Source organism: Streptomyces sp. NPDC007907 (assembly GCF_042959365.1).
GTDB lineage: Bacteria > Actinomycetota > Actinomycetes > Streptomycetales > Streptomycetaceae > Streptomyces > Streptomyces indiaensis.
The window spans coordinates 105,963-127,140 of the sequence record NZ_JBIBKR010000009.1; the positions used below are offsets into that span (position 1 = coordinate 105,963).

Annotated in this window: 19 protein-coding genes; 1 reads left to right on the forward strand and 18 read right to left on the reverse strand. The window is 71.6% G+C overall.

Going from position 1 to position 21,178, the window contains the following annotated elements; translation table 11 throughout:
• Positions 1 to 66: 66 nt before the first annotated feature.
• The 14 genes from ACFZDI_RS32110 to pyrR form a co-directional block, all read right to left on the reverse strand.
• The gene (locus ACFZDI_RS32110) at positions 67 to 2,238 is read right to left on the reverse strand and encodes a primosomal protein N' (RefSeq protein WP_391255410.1); all 2,172 of its coding nucleotides are present in this window, start codon (positions 2,236 to 2,238) and stop codon (positions 67 to 69) included.
• 361 nt (positions 2,239 to 2,599) lie between these two features.
• Complete coding sequence (gene metK, locus ACFZDI_RS32115) at positions 2,600 to 3,808, reverse strand: methionine adenosyltransferase (RefSeq protein WP_234845098.1); 1,209 nt, start codon at positions 3,806 to 3,808, stop codon at positions 2,600 to 2,602.
• A gap of 236 nt (positions 3,809 to 4,044) precedes the next feature.
• Complete coding sequence (gene coaBC / locus ACFZDI_RS32120) at positions 4,045 to 5,247, reverse strand: bifunctional phosphopantothenoylcysteine decarboxylase/phosphopantothenate--cysteine ligase CoaBC (protein ID WP_234845097.1); 1,203 nt, start codon at positions 5,245 to 5,247, stop codon at positions 4,045 to 4,047.
• A 114-nt stretch (positions 5,248 to 5,361) separates the two neighbouring features.
• Entirely contained in the window at positions 5,362 to 5,634 is a 273-nt protein-coding gene (rpoZ, locus tag ACFZDI_RS32125; RefSeq protein ID WP_003988945.1) for a DNA-directed RNA polymerase subunit omega, read from the reverse strand.
• A 68-nt stretch (positions 5,635 to 5,702) separates the two neighbouring features.
• A complete protein-coding gene (gmk, locus tag ACFZDI_RS32130; RefSeq protein ID WP_051814725.1) occupies positions 5,703 to 6,296 on the reverse strand; it encodes a guanylate kinase in 594 nt (197 codons plus the stop codon).
• Positions 6,297 to 6,354: 58 nt separating this feature from the next.
• Complete coding sequence (locus ACFZDI_RS32135; protein ID WP_003977346.1) at positions 6,355 to 6,678, reverse strand: integration host factor; 324 nt, start codon at positions 6,676 to 6,678, stop codon at positions 6,355 to 6,357.
• A 277-nt stretch (positions 6,679 to 6,955) separates the two neighbouring features.
• A complete protein-coding gene (gene pyrF / locus ACFZDI_RS32140; protein ID WP_391255416.1) occupies positions 6,956 to 7,801 on the reverse strand; it encodes an orotidine-5'-phosphate decarboxylase in 846 nt (281 codons plus the stop codon).
• Positions 7,798 to 8,904, reverse strand: coding sequence for a quinone-dependent dihydroorotate dehydrogenase (locus ACFZDI_RS32145; protein WP_234845095.1), 1,107 nt, complete (start codon positions 8,902 to 8,904; stop codon positions 7,798 to 7,800). Before ACFZDI_RS32145 ends, pyrF begins: the two co-directional genes overlap by 4 nt.
• 70 nt (positions 8,905 to 8,974) lie before the next feature.
• Positions 8,975 to 12,283: a carbamoyl-phosphate synthase large subunit gene (carB, locus tag ACFZDI_RS32150; RefSeq protein ID WP_234845094.1), complete on the reverse strand. Its 3,309-nt coding sequence runs from the start codon at positions 12,281 to 12,283 to the stop codon at positions 8,975 to 8,977.
• Positions 12,276 to 13,418 (reverse strand): glutamine-hydrolyzing carbamoyl-phosphate synthase small subunit, encoded by a 1,143-nt coding sequence (gene carA, locus ACFZDI_RS32155; protein ID WP_234845093.1) that lies wholly within the window; start codon positions 13,416 to 13,418, stop codon positions 12,276 to 12,278. The genes carB and carA overlap by 8 nt, the downstream gene beginning before the upstream one ends.
• Positions 13,415 to 13,984 carry a hypothetical protein gene (locus tag ACFZDI_RS32160; protein WP_234845092.1) on the reverse strand — a complete coding sequence of 190 codons (570 nt, stop codon included), beginning with the start codon at positions 13,982 to 13,984 and terminating at the stop codon, positions 13,415 to 13,417. The genes carA and ACFZDI_RS32160 overlap by 4 nt, the downstream gene beginning before the upstream one ends.
• A complete protein-coding gene (locus ACFZDI_RS32165) occupies positions 13,981 to 15,267 on the reverse strand; it encodes a dihydroorotase (protein ID WP_234845091.1) in 1,287 nt (428 codons plus the stop codon). Before ACFZDI_RS32165 ends, ACFZDI_RS32160 begins: the two co-directional genes overlap by 4 nt.
• Before the next feature lie 5 nt (positions 15,268 to 15,272).
• Positions 15,273 to 16,250: an aspartate carbamoyltransferase catalytic subunit gene (locus ACFZDI_RS32170; RefSeq protein WP_234845090.1), complete on the reverse strand. Its 978-nt coding sequence runs from the start codon at positions 16,248 to 16,250 to the stop codon at positions 15,273 to 15,275.
• 100 nt (positions 16,251 to 16,350) lie between these two features.
• Positions 16,351 to 16,917 (reverse strand): bifunctional pyr operon transcriptional regulator/uracil phosphoribosyltransferase PyrR, encoded by a 567-nt coding sequence (gene pyrR / locus ACFZDI_RS32175; protein ID WP_030843153.1) that lies wholly within the window; start codon positions 16,915 to 16,917, stop codon positions 16,351 to 16,353.
• A gap of 266 nt (positions 16,918 to 17,183) precedes the next feature.
• On the opposite strand from pyrR, the gene bldD reads away from it, so the two are divergent.
• A complete protein-coding gene (gene bldD / locus ACFZDI_RS32180) occupies positions 17,184 to 17,687 on the forward strand; it encodes a transcriptional regulator BldD (RefSeq protein ID WP_018570201.1) in 504 nt (167 codons plus the stop codon).
• A gap of 187 nt (positions 17,688 to 17,874) precedes the next feature.
• Here bldD and nusB read toward each other — a convergent pair whose 3' ends face one another.
• The 4 genes from nusB to ACFZDI_RS32200 all read right to left on the reverse strand — a co-directional run bounded on the left by nusB (position 17,875) and on the right by ACFZDI_RS32200 (position 21,074).
• A complete protein-coding gene (nusB, locus tag ACFZDI_RS32185) occupies positions 17,875 to 18,309 on the reverse strand; it encodes a transcription antitermination factor NusB (RefSeq protein ID WP_234845089.1) in 435 nt (144 codons plus the stop codon).
• 2 nt (positions 18,310 to 18,311) lie between these two features.
• Complete coding sequence (gene efp, locus ACFZDI_RS32190; protein ID WP_030843148.1) at positions 18,312 to 18,878, reverse strand: elongation factor P; 567 nt, start codon at positions 18,876 to 18,878, stop codon at positions 18,312 to 18,314.
• A 53-nt stretch (positions 18,879 to 18,931) separates the two neighbouring features.
• Entirely contained in the window at positions 18,932 to 20,047 is a 1,116-nt protein-coding gene (locus ACFZDI_RS32195; RefSeq protein WP_234845088.1) for an aminopeptidase P family protein, read from the reverse strand.
• Positions 20,048 to 20,222: 175 nt separating this feature from the next.
• Entirely contained in the window at positions 20,223 to 21,074 is an 852-nt protein-coding gene (locus tag ACFZDI_RS32200) for a Pro-rich N-terminal domain-containing protein (RefSeq protein ID WP_391255423.1), read from the reverse strand.
• Positions 21,075 to 21,178 lie beyond the last annotated feature (104 nt).

The window sequence follows — 21,178 nt, forward strand, 5'->3', positions numbered from 1 at the left end:
GTCTCCCGAGGCACGCCTCGGGACCGGGAAGACACCCTTGGAGAAACGGGCCACTCCGCCGTCCGCTCACCCGATGTCGGCCGGGTCGATCCGCACCCAGACCCCAGCCCCGGCACCGGTACCGGCTCCCCCGCCGCTCCCCCGGGCCATCCGCGCGGCCTGCGCGGCCTTGAGTGCGGCCGCCAGCGCGGCGCCCCTGCCAGGCGGCACCCGCAGCAGGGCCCTCTCCCATTGCTCCCCGGGCGGTGGCGCCCCCGTGCGCCGCGGTCGCCCGGCGGCAGACACGGGCAACGGCACCGGCCCCAACACCTCCGCCTCGGGCGGCAGTTCGGCCGCCCGGAGGAAGTCAGCCAGCGCCTCCGGCGGCCCCGACACGGCCGCCATCCGCGACACCGGCGGAAAGCCCAGTTCGGCCCGCTCGGCGAGTTCGCGCACCGCGTGCCCGACGGGATCCCAGCGGACGAGCGCCTGCACGGGCCGCAGCGTCGGCTCGGCCACGACCACCACGGTGCCCCCGGCCGACTGGGGCCGCACGAGGGACGCGGCCGCGATCCACCGCCGCAGCGCGTCCTCCCCGGCCCGCAGGTCGGGCCGCCCGAGCATGGCCCACCCGTCCAGCAGCAGCGCCGCCGCGTACCCGCCCTCGGCGACCGGTTCGGCCCCCGGCGTGCTCACCACCAGCGCGGGCGCCTCCGGCACCGTGTCGAGCACGTGCTCGCGCCCCGAGGTGCGCACGGGGACGGCGGGGAAGGCCCGGCCCAGTTCCTCGGCGGTCCGCCGGGCCCCGACGACCGAGGCGCGCAGCCGGAAGGACCCGCAGGCCGGGCAGTGCCAGCGGCTCTCCTCGCGCCCGCACCACCCGCAGTTCAGGGCACCGCCGTCCGGCGCCTCCAGCGGCCCGGAGCAGTGCCGGCAGCGCGCGGGTGCCCGGCAGTCGGCACAGGCCATGCGCGGCACGTATCCCCTGCGGGGCACCTGCACCAGCACCGGGCCGGTCCGCAGACCGTCCCTGACGGCCTGCCAGGCGAGGGTCGGCAGCCGGGCGGCCCGGGCGGCCTCGTCCCGGGCGAGGTCCTGGTCCCCGACGGTCCGTACGAGCGGGGCCGCTTGGCGCACCTGCTCCCGCCCGGCGACGAGCGGCCGCGCCCAGCCGCTCTCGACGAGCTGCGCGGCCTCCACCGTGCAGCCCCAGCTCCCCAGCAGGAAGCCGCACTTGTCCTGGGCGGCGCGCAGCAGGAGCACCTCGCGGGCGTGCGGGTGCGGGGCGTGCTGTTCGCTGTGGCTGTCGTCGCCGTCGTCCCAGAGGGCGACCAGACCGAGGTCCTGGACCGGCGCGAACATGGCGGCTCTGGTCCCGATCACGGCCCGCACGGATCCGCGCCGCACCGCGAGCCACTGCGCGTACCGCTTCTCGGGGCCGGCGTCGGCGGTGAGCACCGCGTGCCGCCCCTCCCCCAGCAAGGAGGTCAGAGCGGCGTCGACCCGGGCGACCGCCCGCCCGTCGGGCAGGACGGCGAGCGCCCCGCGCCCGGAGGCCAGCGTCGCGGCGACGGCCCGCGCCAGCTCCTCGCTCCACTGCGGCCCGGGCAACGCGTTCCACACGGCCCGGGGCGCCTCGCCGGCGGCCAGGGACTCCAGGAAGGCCGTACCCCGCTCGTACCGCTGCCAGGAGCCCGCGTGGGGCGCCGGGGGCGGGGGCAGCGGGTCGGGTGAGGACCGCTGCTCGGCGCGGGCGTTGCGCGGCGGGACGGCGAGCTGCAGGACGTCGGCGAGACTGCCGGCGTACCGGTCGGCGACCGCCCGGGCCAGCCCCAGCAGTTCCCCGCTGAGCACCCGCTCGGGCGACACGACCTGGGCCAGGGCGGCCAGCGGCCCGGAGTAGTCGGACTCGGGCAGCCGCTCGACGAGGTACCCGTCGATCAGCCCGCCGCCCTCGCGCCGCCCTTCACGCACGCGATGCCGCCCGGCCCCGAACCGGACCCGCACCCGCACCCCCGGCTGGGCGTCCGCGTCCAGCTCCTCGGGCACGGCGTAGTCGAAGTACCGGTCTAGGTGGAGCACGCCCTTGTCGACGAGGACCCGCGCGACGGGCAGCTCCTTGGCGAGCGCGGCCCCGCGCCAGGTCCGCGGCTTGGCCCGGGGCGTGGCGGCCTTGCGCACACTGTCCCGGATGAGCGCGAGCTGCTCGGGCGGAGCACCCTGTGCACCCCGCCCCGCCTGTTCGTTCTCGCTGCTCACGCTTGCATTCTTACCAAACGCCACTGACAACCGGCAGCGCCCGAGTTCCCCGGTGGCGACGGCGTTCACCCGCCTTGGACCACTCGGCCACGCCGCCGGGCACGGCCCGGCCGGCGGCGGGATTCGAACCCGCGAGGCTCCTGTGAGCCAGAAGTATCCGTCGCCTTCGCACCGGGCGCCCCGGCACGCGCTCAGCGTAGGGACCGCCCGTCGCTGCCCGCGAACCGTTTTGCCCGCTCAGAGGAGACGACAGGTGTGGAGGAAGACGACAGGTGCGGAGGAAACGGGACCCCGGGCGGCACGACGAGGCCCGGCTCCCCGAAGGGGGCCGGGCCTCGTCACGACGCCGTGGAACCGGGAACTACACCCCCGCCGCCTTGCGCAGCGCGTCCACGCGGTCCGTGCGCTCCCAGGTGAAGTCGGGGAGCTCGCGGCCGAAGTGGCCGTACGCCGCGGTCTGGGAGTAGATCGGGCGGAGCAGGTCGAGGTCGCGGATGATGGCGGCCGGGCGGAGGTCGAAGACCTCGTCGATCGCCTTCTCGATCCGGTCCGTGTCGACCTTGGCGGTGCCGAAGGTCTCGACGAACAGACCCACCGGCTCGGCCTTGCCGATCGCGTACGCGACCTGGACCTCGCAGCGGGTGGCGAGACCCGCGGCGACCACGTTCTTCGCGACCCAGCGCATCGCGTACGCCGCGGAGCGGTCGACCTTGGACGGGTCCTTGCCGGAGAACGCACCGCCGCCGTGGCGGGCCATGCCGCCGTAGGTGTCGATGATGATCTTGCGGCCGGTCAGGCCGGCGTCACCCATCGGGCCGCCGATCTCGAAGCGGCCGGTGGGGTTGACCAGGAGCCGGTAGTTCTCCGTGTCGAGCTTGATGCCGTCGTCGAGGAGGGCCTTCAGCTCGGGCTCGACCACGAACTCCTTGATGTCCGGAGCCAGCAGCGAGTCCAGGTCGATGTCGGAGGCGTGCTGCGAGGAGACCACGACGGTGTCCAGACGGACCGCCTTGTCACCGTCGTACTCGATGGTGACCTGGGTCTTGCCGTCCGGGCGCAGGTAGGGGATGGTGCCGTTCTTGCGCACGTCGGACAGCCGCTTCGACAGGCGGTGGGCCAGGAAGATCGGCAGCGGCATCAGCGTGGGCGTCTCGTCCGTCGCGTAGCCGAACATCAGCCCCTGGTCGCCGGCGCCCTGCTTGTCGAGCTCGTCCTCGTCGCCCTCGACGCGCTTCTCGTAGGCCGTGTCCACGCCCTGGGCGATGTCCGGGGACTGCGCGCCGATGGACACGGACACGCCGCAGGACGCGCCGTCGAAGCCCTTCTTGGAGGAGTCGTAGCCGATCTCGAGGATCTTGTTCCGGACCAGCGTCGCGATGTCCGCGTACGTCTTGGTCGTGACCTCGCCGGCCACGTGCACCAGGCCGGTCGTGATCAGGGTCTCGACGGCGACCCGCGAGGACGGGTCCTCGCGCAGGAGCGCGTCGAGAATGGTGTCGCTGATCTGGTCAGCGATCTTGTCGGGGTGACCCTCGGTCACGGACTCCGAGGTGAAAAGGCGACGGGACACAACGCTCCCTGAGGTTGCAGCGGCTGCTGGCTGATCATTGGCGGACGGCGGGGGCTGCACCCGGCGCCGTCCGTGGAACAGTTTACGGGTCACGCTTCGGCCACGGTCCCCCTGTCTCGCCACTCGGGAGTGCTGTGACCTGCGGCACGGGCATTCTGCCCAATGGCGAGCGACGTTGGCCAGAGGCGCCACGCCCGGGTCGACCCGTTTTCGAGCGGGCCGGGGGCGCTCGGGCCTCAGCGCAGGCGCTCGGCCACCAGGTCCCAGACGGTCTCGGCCAGGGCTTCCTTGGGCCCGTGCGCCACGGCGGTCTCGCTGCCGTCGGCGCCGAGCACGACCGCCTCGTTCTCCTCGGAGCCGAAGGTCTTGCGCTCGCCCACCTCGTTCACGACCAGCAGGTCGCAGCCCTTGCGCTTGAGCTTGGCGCGGCCGTTGGCGAGGACGTCGTCCGTCTCGGCGGCGAAGCCGACGATCACCTGTCCGGCGCGGGCCCGGTCCGCGGATATCTCCGCGAGGACGTCCGGATTGCGCACCAGGGTGATCGGCTCCGGCTCCTGCCCGTCCTTCTTCTTGATCTTCCCGGCCGCGTACGCCGCGGGGCGGAAGTCCGCCACCGCGGCCGCCATCACCACGGCGTCGGCGTCGGGGGCGGCGCGCAGCACGGCCTCGCGCAGTTGCACGGCGGTGCCGACCGGGACGACGTCGACGCCGGCCGGGGCGGGCAGGGTGCTGTTGGCCGCGATCAGCGTGACGCGGGCGCCGCGGGCGGCGGCGGTGCGGGCGAGGGCGTAGCCCTGCTTGCCGGAGGAGCGGTTGCCGAGGAACCGGACGGGGTCCAGGGGCTCGCGGGTGCCACCGGCGCTGACGACGACGTGCCGGCCCGTGAGGTCGGGCTCGGTGACGCCCCTGGCCAGCACGCGGCGGCAGACCTCGAAGATCTCGCCCGGGTCGGGCAGCCGGCCCTTGCCGGTGTCGACGCCCGTGAGGCGGCCCACGGCCGGCTCGATAACGAGGGCGCCGCGGCGGCGCAGCGTCGCCACGTTCTCCTGGGTGGCCGGGTGCTCCCACATCTCCGTGTGCATGGCGGGCGCGAAGACCACCGGACATCGGGCGGTGAGCAGCGTGTTGGTGAGGAGGTCGTCGGCGAGGCCGTGGGCCGCCTTGGCGAGCATGTCGGCGGTGGCGGGGGCGACGACGACCAGGTCGGCGTGCTGGCCGATGCGCACGTGCGGGACCTCGTGCACGTCGTCCCAGACCTCGGTGGAGACCGGGTGGCCGGAGAGCGCGGACCAAGTGGCGGCGCCGACGAAGTGCAGCGCGGAGGCGGTGGGCACCACGCGCACGTCGTGGCCCGACTCCGTCAGCCGCCGCAGCAGCTCACAGGCCTTGTACGCGGCGATGCCACCGCTGACCCCCAGAACGACCTTCGGCTTGTCCACGTCTCTCCCCGGACCTCGGCAACCGGCACACCGTACGACTCCATGACACACCACAGGCCCGGCAGTCGGCCTGCCGGGCCTGTGGACAAGTCAGCGTGAAGCTGTAAACCCTGCTTACTGCGCCGGGCCCTCGACGGCCTCGGACGTCAGGAGCCCCGCGTTGATCTCGCGGAGGGCGATCGAGAGCGGCTTCTCGTGGACGTGGGTGTCGACGAGAGGACCGACGTACTCGAGGAGACCCTCACCGAGCTGCGAGTAGTACGCGTTGATCTGGCGGGCACGCTTGGCCGCGTAGATCACGAGGCTGTACTTCGAGTCGGTGGCCTCGAGGAGCTCGTCGATCGGCGGGTTGATGATGCCCTCGGGCGCGGAGATGGAAGAGGACACGCTCTACCTTCCGATGGATGGGAAAGATTCTGTCGGGGTGATCGGCCGACCGTGACGATCAGCGATGGTCACACGACGTCCATCAAGGCTAGCAGCTCGCGCGCCACGTCCTCGACGGAGGTGTTGACCAGGGTGGTGTCGAACTCCGGCTCCGCCGCGAGTTCGATCTTCGCCGCGTCGAGCCGGCGCTCGATCACCTCGGGCGGTTCGGTGCCCCGCCCCGTGAGTCTGCGCACGAGCTCCTCCCAGGAGGGGGGAGCCAGGAACACCAGCTGGGCCTCGGGCATCGACTCGCGGACCAGTCGGGCGCCCTGCAGGTCGATCTCGAGGAGGACGGGCTCGCCGTTCTCCAGACGCTCCTGCACGGCCGCGCGCGGCGTGCCGTAGCGGTTGCCGGCGAACTCGGCCCACTCCAGCAGTTCCCCGTTGGCGATCAGCTTGTCCATCTCGTCGTCGGAGACGAAGAAGTAGTGGACTCCGTGCTGCTCGCCGGGGCGGGGCTTGCGGGTCGTGGCCGACACGGAGAGCCAGACCTCGGGGTGTTCCTTGCGCATATGAGCGACGACCGTGCTCTTGCCGACCCCGGAGGGGCCGGAGAGCACGGTCAGCCGCGGACGTACGTCCGGGGGTACGGGGGACGTCCCCCGGGGTGTTGCAGCCATGCAGCGATTATCCAGCAATCGCGGAGTGCCTGGGACGCGCTTGGCCGGACTGCCCGGTTCAGGAGCCGGTGCTGCCGAACTCGCGCTCCAGGGAGGCGATCTGGTTGGAACCGAGGCCACGCACGCGGCGGCTCTCGGAGATGCCGAGTCGTTCCATGATCTGCTTGGCGCGGACCTTGCCCACGCCCGGCAGCGACTCGAGGAGGGCGGAGACCTTCATCTTGCCGATGACGTCGTTCTCCTGGCCCTGCTTGATGACCTCGTGAAGGGAGGCGCCGGAGTGCTTGAGTCGATTCTTGACCTCGGCCCGCTCCCGGCGAGCCGCGGCGGCCTTTTCGAGCGCGGCTGCGCGCTGTTCAGGGGTAAGGGGCGGAAGAGCCACGCCTACGTCACCTCGGATGTCGAACTGTCGGATACGGACCGGTGAGGAACCTAGTCGCCCCACACCTGGGGAGCCACGAGCAACACACGCTTGCCCGTTCTCTCGTCGGAGACTAGCGGGCAAGTCCGCCGGAGTCATTGAGAACAGCGGAAAAGTCCTGGTCAGCCTTCATCTGAACGGACATTTAGGACATACTGCCCCGGATTTGAGGATGTATTCAGACTCAAGCCGGCCCCGGACCACTCATCGGAGGTCTCACCGGAAGGTCTGGACCGCCTCACGAGGACGTCACGGCTGCGCGGATCTCCTCCGCGAAGCGCTCCGCGGCGTCACGCAGAGCGACCGCGTCGGGACCGTGGCGTAGCACCCCGCGGCTGACGTTCGGCACGACGTTGCGCACCGCCGCACCGAAGACCCCCGGGAGATCGGCCGGCGTGGCGCCCTGGGCGCCGATGCCGGGCGCCAGGAGGGGGCCGTTGATGTCCAGGTCGTACGTCGACAGATCACCGAGGGTGGCGCCCACGACCGCGCCGAAGGACCCCAGCGGCTCCTGCCCCGCGTTCTCGGCGGCGAGGTGCGCCAGCATCGTCGCTCCGACGTTCCGGCCGTCGGCCCGCACCGCGTGCTGGACCTCGCCGCCCTCCGGGTTCGAGGTCAGTGCCAGCACGAACAGTCCGGCGCCGCTCTCCCGGGCCAGCGCGACGGCCGGGCTGAGCGATCCGTAGCCGAGGTACGGGGAGACCGTCAGGGCGTCGCAGAACAGCGGCGCGTCCTTGTGCAGGAAGGCCTGGGCGTACGCGGCCATGGTGGAGCCGATGTCGCCGCGCTTGGCGTCCATCACGATCAGCGCGCCGGCCGCCCGGGCCTCCTCGACCGACTTCTCCAGGACGGCGACGCCGCGCGAACCGAAGCGCTCGAAGAACGCGCTCTGCGGCTTGAGCACGGCGACCCGGTCGGCGACGGCCTCGACGACCGTGCGGCTGAACCGCTCCAGGCCGGCCACGTCGTCGTTCAGGCCCCACTCGGCGAGCAGGGAGGCGTGCGGGTCGATGCCGACGCACAGCGGGCCGCGCTCGTCCATGGCCCGGCGCAGGCGCACGCCGAAGGGTTCGAGACCACTCATGCCGTCTTCCTCACGTCGGCGCCCACCGCGTCGGCGAGCGTGGCGTAGGGGCTGGTGGCCAGGCGAGCGGCGAGCCCCTTGTGGATCGCGCGGCCCCAGAAGGGCCCCTCGTAGATGAAGGCGCTGTAGCCCTGGACCAGCGTGGCACCGGCCAGGATGCGCTGCCAGGCGTCCTCGGCGTTCTCGATGCCGCCGACGCCCACCAGGGTGATCCGGTCGCCCACGCGCGCGTAGAGGCGGCGCAGGACCTCCAGGGACCGCTCCTTCAGGGGCGCTCCGGACAGGCCGCCGGTCTCCTTGACCAGGGAGGCGTCCGACTTCAGGCCGAGGCCCTCGCGCGCGATGGTGGTGTTGGTGGCGATGATGCCGTCCAGGCCGAGTTCCACGGCGAGGTCGGCGACGGCGTCGACGTCCTCGTCGGCGAGGTCCGGCGCGATCTTCACCAGGAGCGGGACGCGGCGGGTGGGGACCGTGCGGTCGGCGGCCTCGCGGACGGCGCTCAGCAGCGGGCGCAGGGCCTCGGTGGCCTGGAGGTTGCGCAGGCCGGGCGTGTTCGGCGAGGAGACGTTCACGACCAGGTAGTCGGCGTAGGGGGCGAGCCGCTCGGCGGACTTCACGTAGTCCGCGACGGCCTCCTCCTCGGGGACGACCTTGGTCTTGCCGATGTTGACGCCGACGACCGGCTTGAAGACCGGCGTACGGGAGGCCAGGCGGGCGGCGACGCGCAGCGAGCCGTCGTTGTTGAAGCCCATGCGGTTGATCAGGGCACGGTCCGCGACCAGGCGGAACAGCCGCTGCTTGGGATTGCCGGGCTGGGGCTCACCGGTCACCGTGCCGATCTCGACATGGTCGAAACCGAGCATGGCCATGCCGTCGATGCCGACGGCGTTCTTGTCGAAGCCGGCCGCGAGCCCGAAGGGGCCGTGCATCCGCAGCCCGAGGGCCTCGGTGCGCAGCTCCTTGCAGCGGGGCGCGAGGGCGGCCGCGAGGAACGTGCGCAGCACGGGCACGCGGGCGGCCAGGCGGATCCAGCGGAAGGCCATGTGGTGGGCCTGCTCCGGGTCCAGCCGCTTGAAGACGAGACGGAAGAAGATCTTGTACATGGTGTCCTCACGAGGACGTGGCGTCCTCACGAAGAGGGGGACACCGTTTCCGGTGTCCCCCTCGGGGCTGCTAGTCGCGGGCCGCGGTCAGGTGCTCGGCGTGTTCCTGGAGCGATCGGACGCTCACCTCGCCGCGGTTGAGGGCGTCGATGCCCTGGACCGCCGCCGCGAGGGCCTGGACCGTCGTCAGGCAGGGCACGGAGCGTGCCACGGCCGCCGTACGGATGTCGTAGCCGTCGAGGCGGCCGCCCGTGCCGTACGGGGTGTTGACGATGAGGTCGACCTCGCCGTCGTGGATGAGCTGGACGATGGTCTTCTCGCCGTTGGGGCCGGTGCCCTCGGACTGCTTGCGCACGATGGTGGCGTTGATGCCGTTGCGCTTGAGGACCTCCGCCGTGCCGGACGTGGCGAGCAGCTCGAAGCCGTGCGCGACGAGCTCGCGGGCCGGGAAGATCATCGAGCGCTTGTCGCGGTTGGCGACCGAGATGAAGGCGCGGCCCTTGGTGGGCAGCGGGCCGTAGGCGCCGGCCTGCGACTTGGCGTACGCCGTGCCGAAGACGGAGTCGATGCCCATGACCTCGCCGGTGGAGCGCATCTCCGGGCCGAGGACCGTGTCGACGCCGCGGCCGTGGATGTCGCGGAAGCGCGACCACGGCATGACGGCCTCCTTGACGGAGATCGGCGCGTCGAACGGCAGCTCGCCGCCGTCGCCGGTGGCCGGGAGGAGGCCCTCGGCGCGCAGCTCGGCGATGGTGGCGCCGAGCGAGATGCGGGCGGCGGCCTTGGCCAGCGGCACCGCCGTCGCCTTCGAGGTGAAGGGGACGGTGCGCGAGGCGCGCGGGTTGGCCTCCAGGACGTAGAGGATGTCGCCCGCGAGCGCGAACTGGATGTTGATCAGGCCGCGGACCCCGACGCCCTTGGCGATGCCCTCCGTGGAGGCGCGCAGGCGCTTGATGTCGAAGCCGCCGAGGGTGATCGGGGGCAGGGCGCACGCCGAGTCGCCGGAGTGGATGCCGGCCTCCTCGATGTGCTCCATGACGCCGCCGAGGTAGAGCTCCTCGCCGTCGTAGAGGGCGTCGACGTCGATCTCGATCGCGTCGTCGAGGAACCGGTCGACGAGGACCGGCCGCGAGGGGCTGATCTCGGTCGACTCGGCGATGTACGCCTCCAGGCGCGTCTCGTCGTAGACGATCTCCATGCCGCGTCCGCCGAGGACGTAGGAGGGGCGGACCAGGACCGGGTAGCCGATCTCGTCGGCGATGGCCTTGGCCTCGGAGAAGGTCGTGGCCGTGCCGTGCTTGGGGGCGGGGAGGCCGGCCTCCTTGAGGACCCGGCCGAAGGCGCCGCGGTCCTCGGCGGCGTGGATGGCCTCCGGGGAGGTGCCGACGATCGGCACGCCGTTGTCCTTGAGCGCCTGCGACAGGCCCAGCGGGGTCTGGCCGCCGAGCTGCACGACGACGCCCGCGACCGGTCCGGCCTGCTGCTCGGCGTGCACGATCTCCAGCACGTCCTCCAGCGTCAGCGGCTCGAAGTACAGGCGGTCGGAGGTGTCGTAGTCCGTCGAGACGGTCTCCGGATTGCAGTTGACCATCACGGTCTCGTAGCCCGCGTCGCTCAGCGCGAAGGAGGCGTGGACGCAGGAGTAGTCGAACTCGATGCCCTGGCCGATGCGGTTCGGGCCGGAGCCCAGGATGATGACGGCCGGCTTCTCGCGCGGGGCGACCTCCGTCTCCTCGTCGTAGGAGGAGTAGAAGTACGGCGTCTTCGCGGCGAACTCGGCGGCGCAGGTGTCGACCGTCTTGTACACCGGGCGGATGCCGAGGGCGTGCCGGACCTCGCGGACGACGTCCTCGCGCAGGCCGCGGATCTCGCCGATCTGCGCGTCGGAGAAGCCGTGCCGCTTCGCCTCGGCGAGGAGGTCGGCGGTCAGCTCGGGGGCCTCGGCCAGCTCGTCGGCGATCTCCTTGATCAGGAAGAGCTGGTCGACGAACCAGGGGTCGATCTTCGTGTAGTCGAAGATCTCCTCGGGCGTGGCGCCCGCGCGGATGGCCTGCATGACGGTGTTGATGCGGCCGTCGGTGGGGCGGACGGCCTGCTCCAGGAGCTGGGCCTTGTCGCCGGGCTCACCGACGAAGGTGAACTGGCTGCCCTTCTTCTCCAGGGAGCGCAGGGCCTTCTGGAAGGCCTCGGTGAAGTTGCGGCCGATGGCCATGGCCTCGCCGACCGACTTCATGGTGGTGGTCAGCGTGCTGTCGGCGCTCGGGAACTTCTCGAAGGCGAAGCGCGGGGCCTTCACGACCACGTAGTCGAGCGTGGGCTCGAAGGAGGCCGGGGTCTCCTGGGTGATGTCGTTCGGGATCTCGTCGAGGGTGTAGCCGACGGCGAGCTTGGCGGCGATCTTGGCGATCGGGAAGCCGGTGGCCTTGGAGGCGAGGGCCGAGGAGCGGGACACGCGCGGGTTCATCTCGATGACGATGACCCGGCCGTCCTCGGGGTTGACCGCGAACTGGATGTTGCAGCCGCCGGTGTCGACGCCGACCTCGCGGATCACGGCGATGCCGATGTCGCGCAGGGTCTGGTACTCGCGGTCGGTGAGCGTCATCGCGGGCGCGACGGTGATCGAGTCACCGGTGTGGACGCCCATGGGGTCGAAGTTCTCGATGGAGCAGACGACCACGACGTTGTCGTGCTTGTCGCGCATCAGCTCCAGCTCGTACTCCTTCCAGCCGAGGATGGACTCCTCCAGGAGCACCTCGGTGGTCGGGGAGAGCGTGAGGCCCTGGCCGGCGATGCGGCGCAGCTCCTCCTCGTCGTGGGCGAAGCCGGAGCCGGCGCCGCCCATGGTGAAGGAGGGGCGGACGACGACCGGGTAGCCGCCGAGCGTCTCGACGCCCTGGAGCACGTCGTCCATGGAGTGGCAGATGACCGAGCGGGCGGACTCGCCGTGGCCGATCTTGCGCCGGACGGCCTCGACGACCTCCTTGAAGAGGTCGCGGTCCTCGCCCTTGTTGATGGCCTCGACGTTGGCGCCGATCAGCTCGACTCCGTACTTGTCGAGCGTGCCCGCCTCGTGCAGCGAGATGGCCGTGTTGAGGGCCGTCTGGCCGCCCAGGGTGGGCAGCAGCGCGTCGGGGCGCTCCTTGGCGATGATCTTCTCGACGAACTCGGGGGTGATCGGCTCGACGTAGGTGGCGTCGGCGATCTCCGGGTCAGTCATGATCGTCGCCGGGTTGGAGTTCACCAGGACGACCCGCAGGCCCTCGGCCTTGAGGACGCGGCACGCCTGGGTGCCGGAGTAGTCGAACTCGGCGGCCTGGCCGATGACGATCGGGCCGGAGCCGATGACCAGGACGGACTGGATATCGGTGCGCTTAGGCACGCTGGCCCTCCATCAGGGATACGAAGCGGTCGAACAGGTAGGCGGCGTCGTGCGGACCGGCTGCCGCTTCGGGGTGGTACTGGACGCTGAAGGCGGGGCGGTCGAGGAGCTGGAGCCCCTCCACCACGTTGTCGTTCAGGCAGACGTGGGACACCTCGGCGCGGCCGAACGGGGTCTCGGAGACCCGGTCGAGCGGGGCGTCGACGGCGAAACCGTGGTTGTGCGCGGTGACCTCGACCTTGCCGGTCGTGCGGTCCTGCACCGGCTGGTTGATGCCGCGGTGGCCGTACTTCAGCTTGAAGGTGCCGAAGCCGAGCGCGCGGCCCAGGATCTGGTTGCCGAAGCAGATGCCGAACAGCGGGGTGCCGCGCTCCAGGACGCCCTGCATCACGGAGACGGGGTGGTCGGCGGTGGCCGGGTCGCCGGGGCCGTTGGAGAAGAACACGCCGTCCGGGTTCACCGCGTAGACGTCCTCGACGGTGGCGGTCGCCGGGAGCACGTGCACCTCGATGCCACGCTCGGCCATGCGGTGCGGGGTCATGCCCTTGATGCCGAGGTCGACGGCGGCGACGGTGAACTTCTTCTCGCCGATGGCCGGGACGACGTACGGCTCGGTGGTGGCGACCTCGGCGGAGAGGTTCGCGCCCTTCATCTGGGGGGCTTCCTGGACGCGGGCCAGCAGTGCGGCGTCGTCCCGGACGGCGTCGCCGCTGAAGATGCCGACGCGCATCGCGCCGCGCTCACGCAGGTGGCGGGTGAGGGCCCGGGTGTCGATGCCGCTGATGCCGACGACCCCCTGGGCGTCCAGTTCCTCGTCGAGCGTGCGCCGGGAGCGCCAGTTGGACGGCACGCGCGCGGGGTCGCGCACGACGTAGCCGGACACCCAGATCTTCCGGGACTCCATGTCCTCGTCGTTGATGCCGGTGTTGCCGACGTGCGGGGCGGTCATCACGACCACCTGGCGGTGGTAGGAGGGGTCGGTCAGGGTCTCCTGGTAGCCGGTCATGCCGGTGGAGAACACCGCTTCGCCGAAGGTCTCCCCCACGGCCCCGTAGGCGCGGCCGCGGAAGACCCGGCCGTCCTCCAGGACGAGTACGGCGGGAGTCCTGGCGGCTCCCCTGGTGGAGGTGGTCATCGTTCGGCGCCTTCCTTGCTGTGCGTTTCGATCATCGAGGTGAGGGCCGCGACCCACTCGTGGTGCTCGGCGGCGTGGTCGGAGCGGAATCCGGAGTCGATCAGCCGGTCGCCGTGCTCCCAGGTGACGACGAGCAGGCCGCCCTCGGTGAGCACCTTGCCGGCGATGCCCTTGTCGAGGCGGGCCTCGCGCAGGGCCGCGGCCGGGACGAAGAAGTCGTCCGCGCCGGGGCGTACGACATCGAGGCCGGCGTCCGTCAGGGTCAGCTCGGCCCGGCTGCGGGTGCCCAGGCCGTGCGCGACGATGCGGTCGAGCCACTGCCCGGCGGTGGTGGAGCCGTGGTAGCGGCCGCTCATGGTCAGGCGTGCCGGGCCCGGCTCGTCCGGGGCGGCGGGCAGCTCGGGCAGGTCGCCCTGGAGGGTGCCGCGCCACTTCCAGCCCTCGCGCATCAGCCAGTAGACGAGCGCGACGAACAGGGCGAGGCCGACGACCCAGCCGATGCGGGCGGCCCAGTCGGTCACTTGCGCCGATTCCTTCTCGGCGGCGAGCAGGAGTACAGGTGTCACGTGAGCTTCCCGTCGACGAGCGTGGCCTTGCCCCGCAGCCACGTGTGCGTCACACGGCCCGGCAGCTCACGCCCCTCGTAGGGGGTGTTGCGGCTGCGCGAGGCGAAGCCCGCGGGTTCCACCAGCCCACGGTATGCCGTGTCGACCAGGGTGAGGTTGGCGGGCTCACCTGCCGAGACGGGACGTCCGTGGCCCGTGGCCTGTCCGATCTGCGCGGGCTTGACGGACATCCGGTCGGCGACGCCGGCCCAGTCCAGGAGGCCCGTGTCGACCATGGTCTCCTGCACCACCGACAGCGCGGTCTCCAGGCCGACCATGCCCATGGCGGCCGCGGCCCACTCGCAGTCCTTGTCCTCGTGCGGGTGCGGGGCGTGGTCGGTGGCGACGATGTCGATCGTGCCGTCGGCGAGCGCCTCGCGCAGGGCCATCACGTCGCGCTCGGTGCGCAGCGGCGGGTTGACCTTGTAGACGGGGTTGTAGGTGCGCACCAGCTCGTCCGTGAGGAGGAGGTGGTGCGGGGTGACCTCGGCGGTGACCTGGATGCCGCGGGACTTGGCCCAGCGGACGATCTCCACGGACCCGGCGGTCGACAGGTGGCAGATGTGGACGCGGGAGCCGACGTGGTCGGCGAGCAGGACATCCCGGGCGATGATCGATTCTTCGGCCACCGCGGGCCAGCCGCCGAGGCCCAGCTCGGCGGAGACGACACCCTCGTTCATCTCGGCGCCCTCGGTCAGCCGCGGCTCCTGGGCGTGCTGGGCGACGACACCGCCGAAGGCCTTCACGTACTCCAGGGCCCGGCGCATGATCACGGCGTCGTGGACGCACTTGCCGTCGTCGGAGAAGACGGTGACGCCGGCGGCGGACTCGTGCATGGCGCCCAGCTCGGCGAGCTTCCTGCCCTCCAGGCCGACGGTGACCGCGCCGATGGGCTGCACGTCGCAGTAGCCGTGCTCCTTGCCGAGCCGCCAGACCTGCTCGACGACACCGGCGGTGTCGGCGACCGGGAAGGTGTTGGCCATGGCGAAGACGGTGGTGAAACCGCCGGAGGCGGCGGCGCGGGTGCCGGTGAGGACGGTCTCGGAGTCCTCGCGGCCGGGCTCGCGCAGGTGGGTGTGCAGGTCGACCAGGCCCGGCAGCAGCACCTTGCCGTCGGCCTCGACGACCTCCGCGCCCTCGGCGGACAGGCCGCCGCCCACCTCGGCGATGGTTCCGCCGTCGATCAGCACGTCCTGCGGCGCGCCGCCCAGCACCTTGGCACCACGGATCAGGGTCTTGCTCATCTGTCTTACTTCTCCTCGGTGCGGGGGTGGGTGACGGCGGGTTCGTTCCCACCGAGCAGCAGGTAGAGGACGGCCATCCGGATGGACACTCCGTTGGCGACCTGCTCGACGACGGTGCAGCGGTCGGAGTCGGCGACCTCGGCGGTGATCTCCATGCCGCGGACCATCGGGCCGGGGTGCATCACGATGGCGTGCTCGGGCATCCGGGCCATGCGGTCGCCGTCGAGGCCGTAGCGCCGGGAGTACTCGCGCTCGGTGGGGAAGAACGCGGCGTTCATGCGCTCGCGCTGGACGCGCAGCATCATCACCGCGTCGGACTTGGGCAGCGTGCTGTCGAGGTCGTAGGAGACCTCGCAGGGCCAGGTCTCGATGCCGACCGGCAGGAGGGTCGGCGGGGCGACGAGGGTGACTTCGGCGCCGAGCGTGTGCAGCAGATCGACGTTGGAGCGGGCGACCCGGCTGTGCAGGACGTCGCCGACGATCGTGATGCGCTTGCCCTCGAGGTCCTGGCCGAGTCCGGCGTCCGGGCCGATCAGGCGGCGGCGCATGGTGAAGGCGTCCAGCAGGGCCTGGGTGGGGTGCTGGTGGGTGCCGTCGCCGGCGTTGACCACGGCGGCGTCGATCCAGCCGGAGTTGGCGAGGCGGTACGGGGCTCCGGAGGCGCCGTGCCGGATGACGACGGCGTCGACGCCCATGGCTTCCAGGGTCTGGGCGGTGTCCTTCAAGGACTCGCCCTTGGAGACGCTGGAGCCCTTGGCGGAGAAGTTGATGACGTCCGCGGACAGCCGCTTCTCGGCGGCCTCGAAGGAGATCCGGGTCCGGGTGGAGTCCTCGAAGAAGAGGTTGACGATCGTGCGGCCGCGCAGGGTCGGCAGCTTCTTGATCGGCCGGTCGGCGACCCGGGCCATCTCCTCGGCGGTGTCGAGGATCAGGACGGCGTCGTCGCGGGTGAGGTCGGCGGCCGAGATGAGATGACGCTGCATCTGTCAGGCTCCGTAAGGCAGTTCATTCGGGAGAATCGGGGCAGACGGGCGCGCGGGGGCGCAACCGGGCGGGCGTACGACGCGGCGTACGCCGGGAGCGCTACTGCGGGGTCGGCTTGGCGCCGAGCAGCACGGTGTCGCGACCGTCCTCCTCGGCGAGCTGGACCTTGACCGTCTCCCGCAACGACGTGGGGAGGTTCTTGCCGACGTAGTCGGCGCGGATGGGCAGTTCACGGTGTCCGCGGTCGACGAGCACGGCGAGCTGCACCGCGCGCGGTCGCCCGAGGTCGTTCAGGGCGTCGAGGGCGGCGCGGATGGTGCGGCCGGAGAAGAGCACGTCGTCGACGAGGACGACGAGCTTGCCGTCGAGGCCGTCACCGGGGATCTCGGTGCGGGCCAGCGCGCGCGGCGGGTGCATGCGCAGGTCGTCGCGGTACATGGTGATGTCGAGCGAGCCGCAGGGGACCTTGCGCTCGGTGATCTGCTCGAGCTTGTCGGCGATGCGCCGGGCGAGGAAGACGCCCCGGGTCGGAATGCCGAGGAGCACCACGTCGTCGGCGCCCTTGGCGCGTTCGACGATCTCGTGGGCGATGCGGGTCAGCACGCGCGCGATGTCGGGCCCTTCGAGAACGGGCCGGGCATCGGACTGCGTGTCGTGCGTGTCCATACGAAACGGACCTCCTTCTCCGCCTCACGGGACGGACCTTAAAGGACGTCGAGATTGCGCCATACACGGTAGCAGGTCCCCGAGATCGCCCGTACGGCCCCCTCGAATCACCCATCCGGTCCAATGGGAAGCCGATACCACGGAAGAGTCGGTGCGGACCATTCGGCTTGACGCGGCAGAGTAACGCTGCGTAACCTCACAGTGAGTTACCAGCCGCGCGGCCTGGCACCCACGCCAGACGCGTCGACACAGTGCCGGGGAGCTATATGTCCAGCGAATACGCCAAACAGCTCGGGGCCAAGCTCCGGGCGATCCGCACCCAGCAGGGCCTTTCCCTCCACGGTGTCGAGGAGAAGTCCCAGGGACGCTGGAAGGCGGTCGTGGTCGGTTCGTACGAGCGCGGCGACCGTGCCGTGACCGTGCAGCGCCTTGCCGAGCTGGCGGATTTCTACGGCGTTCCGGTGCAGGAACTGCTTCCGGGCACGACCCCGGGCGGGGCCGCCGAGCCGCCGCCGAAGCTGGTCCTGGACCTGGAGCGGCTGGCCACGGTGCCGGCCGAGAAGGCGGGCCCCCTCCAGCGCTACGCGGCCACGATCCAGTCGCAGCGCGGTGACTACAACGGCAAGGTGCTGTCGATCCGCCAGGACGACCTGCGCACCCTGGCCGTCATCTATGACCAGTCGCCGTCCGTCCTCACGGAGCAGCTGATCAGCTGGGGTGTCCTGGACGCTGACGCGCGCCGTGCAGTGGCGTCCCACGAGGAGGCCTGACCGCTCCGCGGGGCCGTTGGGCGGGTCCAGCAGAAACGTGCCGCCGGGGTGGCCGAAACCCTATGGTTCTCGGCCACCCCGGCGGCTTTGTACGGCGCTGACACCCCTCCGGAGGGCTGAACCACGTCCGGGAGCGCCGGAGGGCCCGCAGCGGTGACGCTGCGGGCCCTCCGGCATGTGGTCCGTCTCAGACCTCGTCGCGGCGGAGCGAGGGCTTGAGTTCCTTCAGACGGCCGAGCAGGCCGTTCACGAACGAGGGCGACTCGTCCGTGGAGAACTCCTTCGCCAGCTGCACCATCTCGTCGAGGACGACGGCATCCGGCGTCGCGTCGACCCAGATCAGCTCGTAGGCGCCGAGCCGCAGGATGTTGCGGTCGACGACGGGCATCCGGTCGAGGGTCCAGCCGACGGAGTACTGCGCGATCAGCTCGTCGATGCGCTTCGCGTGCTGCGCGTAGCCCTCGACCAGCTCCATCGTGTACTCGCTGACCGGCGGCTGCCGGGTGTCCGCCCGGGAGAGCCGGACCCAGTCCGCGAGGACGGTCAGCACCTCGGCGCCGCGCTGGTCCCCCTCGAAGAGGATCTGGAAGGCGCGCTTACGGGCCGTGTTGCGGGCAGCCACGGTTAGCTGTTCACCCGGCCGAGGTAGTCGCTGGTGCGGGTGTCGACCTTGATCTTCTCACCGGTGGTGATGAAGAGCGGCACGTTGATCTGGTGGCCGGTCTCCAGGATGGCGGGCTTGGTGCCGCCGGTGGAGCGGTCGCCCTGGACGCCCGGCTCGGTCTCCTGGATGACGAGCTCGACGGCGGCGGGCAGCTCGACGAAGAGCACCTCGCCCTCGTGCTGGGCCACGGTGGCGGTGAAGCCCTCGATCAGGAAGTTGGCGGCGTCGCCGACGGCCTTCTTGTCGACGTGGAGCTGGTCGTAGGTCTCCATGTCCATGAAGACGAAGTACTCGCCGTCCATGTAGGAGAACTGCATGTCGCGCTTGTCGACGGTGGCCGTTTCGACCTTGACGCCGGCGTTGAAGGTCTTGTCGACGACCTTGCCGGAGAGCACGTTCTTGAGCTTGGTGCGCACGAAGGCCGGGCCCTTGCCGGGCTTGACGTGCTGGAACTCGACGACGGACCAGAGCTGGCCGCCTTCGAGCTTGAGCACCATGCCGTTCTTGAGGTCGTTCGTGGAAGCCACGGTTGCGGAATCTCCTGGACTGACGTACGACCCCGGGGCGCGCACCTGCCTGGCTACAGGGCGAGCAGCTCCTTGGTCGTGATGGTGAGTAGCTCGGGTCCGCCGTCCGCCTCGGGGCGGACGACGAGCGTGTCATCGATCCGGACACCGCCCCGGCCCGGGAGGTGGACCCCCGGTTCGACGGTGACTGGCACGCAAGCGTCCAGTTTACCCATGGCCGCGGGACTCAATTGAGGGTCCTCGTCGATTTCGAGCCCCACGCCGTGTCCGGTCAGGAGCGTCAGGCCCTCCGTGTACCCCGCGGAGTCCAGGACCTGGCGGGCGGCGCGGTCGACGTCCCGGCAGGCGGCGCCGGGCACCAGGCTCTCACGCCCGGCCCGCTGGGCGGCGAAGACCAGGTCGTACAGCTCGATCTGCCAGTCCGCGGGGGCGGTGCCGATGACGAAGGTGCGGCCGATCTCGCAGCGGTAGCCGCGGTACGTCGCACCGAGGCAGACGGAGAGGAAGTCGCCCTCCTCGACGCGGCGGTCGGTGGGCCGGTGTCCGGGGCGCCCGGAGTTCGGGCCGGTCGCCACGGATGTCGGGAAGGCCGGTCCGTCCGCCCCGTGGTCCACGAGTCGTCGCTCGAGTTCCAGGGCGAGGTGGCGCTCGGTGCGGCCGACGAGGATCGACTCCAGCAGTTCGCCCAGGGCCTGGTCGGCGATCTCGGCGCCGATGCGCAGGCAGGAGATCTCCTCCTCGTCCTTGACGACCCTGAGCTGCTCGACCGCACTGCCGAGACCCGCCAGGCGCAGCCGCGGAGCGACCGAGCCGAGGGCGCGGTGCCGGGACACGGTGAGGTGGTGCTCCTCCACGGCGAGGGAGTCGGCGTCCTGGCCCTCGGCGAGACGGGCCGCCTCTACGGCCGGGTCGCCGCCGTCCGCTCCCGGGAGGGTGTGGACGCGCAGGGCTTCGTCGGGGCGCTCGGGCGCGGGGCGGTCGGCCGCGGGTCCGGCACAGACCAGGAGGTCCTGTTCCTCGGTCCGGCCCAGCAGCAGGACGGCGCCGTGCGGGGCGGCGCCCGCGAGGTAGCGCACGTTGGCGGGGCGGGAGACCAGCGCCGCCGCGCTGCCGCCCGCGTTGCAGTAGTCCCTCAGACGCGTCCGGCGGGCCGCGTACACCTCTGACATGACCCGAGCGTATGAGCTTTGCCGGTTTTGCGCCGGTTGAGGGGGTCTGAGTGGGCGGTTTCGGAGGTGTCCGAGTGGTGGTGTCTTGTCCGGGAGGGGCCGTGCCGTGCGGGGTTGCGGGCCGTCCGCGCCTGTGTGTGGGTGGCGCGCAGTTCCCCGCGCCCCTACGGGGCGCTCACCACTGGGGTGGGCTGGCGATCGAGCGGGCCAGGACGTCGTCCAGGACCCTCGCCGTCTCCGGGACGTCCAGCTGGGAGTTGTCGATGATCGGCAGGCCGGAGCCGTACCAGCCGGCCATGCGGCCGTGGATGCGGGCGACCTCCTCGTCGGACAGCCGGCGGTTGCCCGAGCGCTCCGCGTTGCGTTCGAGGACGATGTCCAGCCCGGGGAGGAGCACGACCGGCAGCAGGCCCGGCCCCACGTGGCGCTTCCAGCCGCCGAGGCCGACGACCGGGCGGTCCGGGAAGACCGCGTCGTCGAGGATGCACGAGATGCCGTTGGCCAGGAAGTTCCGCGCGGCGAAGCCGCAGGTGCGGCGGGCCAGGCGGTACTGGGCCTCGGAGTTGTCGTTCCACCCGGACTGGGGGTCGGCGAAGCCGGAGCGGACCCACTCGCGTACGTCGTCGAGGCTGATGTGGGCCGTGGGGACCCGGCGGTGGTCCGCCCAGTACTTGGCGACGCTGGTCTTGCCCGCGCCCGCGGGGCCGATGAGCAGCACCGCGAGGGTCGTACCTGCGGGGTCCGGGGCCGTGGCGGCGGGTGGGGCCATGGGCATGGCGACCGGGCCGCCGGGCGGCAGCGGTACGTGGCCGGTGGTCTCCGGCGCCGGCGGGGCGGCGGCCGAGGCCGGTCCGGGCGGGGGCGCCGGATAGCCCGGGGCCGGGGGCGGCGGGGGGACGGGCACGGAGCCCTGGTGGGCGCCCGCGTTCGGCGGGCCCGGGTGATGTGCGGCCGGCGACCAGCTCGTGGCCGGTCCGTGCCCCGGCTGATGGGGCGGCGGCAGCGGAGAACCCACTGCGTGCTGCATCCGGTGCCACTCCGTCTCGTACAGGCGATGGTCGCTGACAGCGGGGGCGGAACCCGCGTGCTACCGAACGGTACCGCCCCCGGTCGTCGATGTGTGAACGGCCG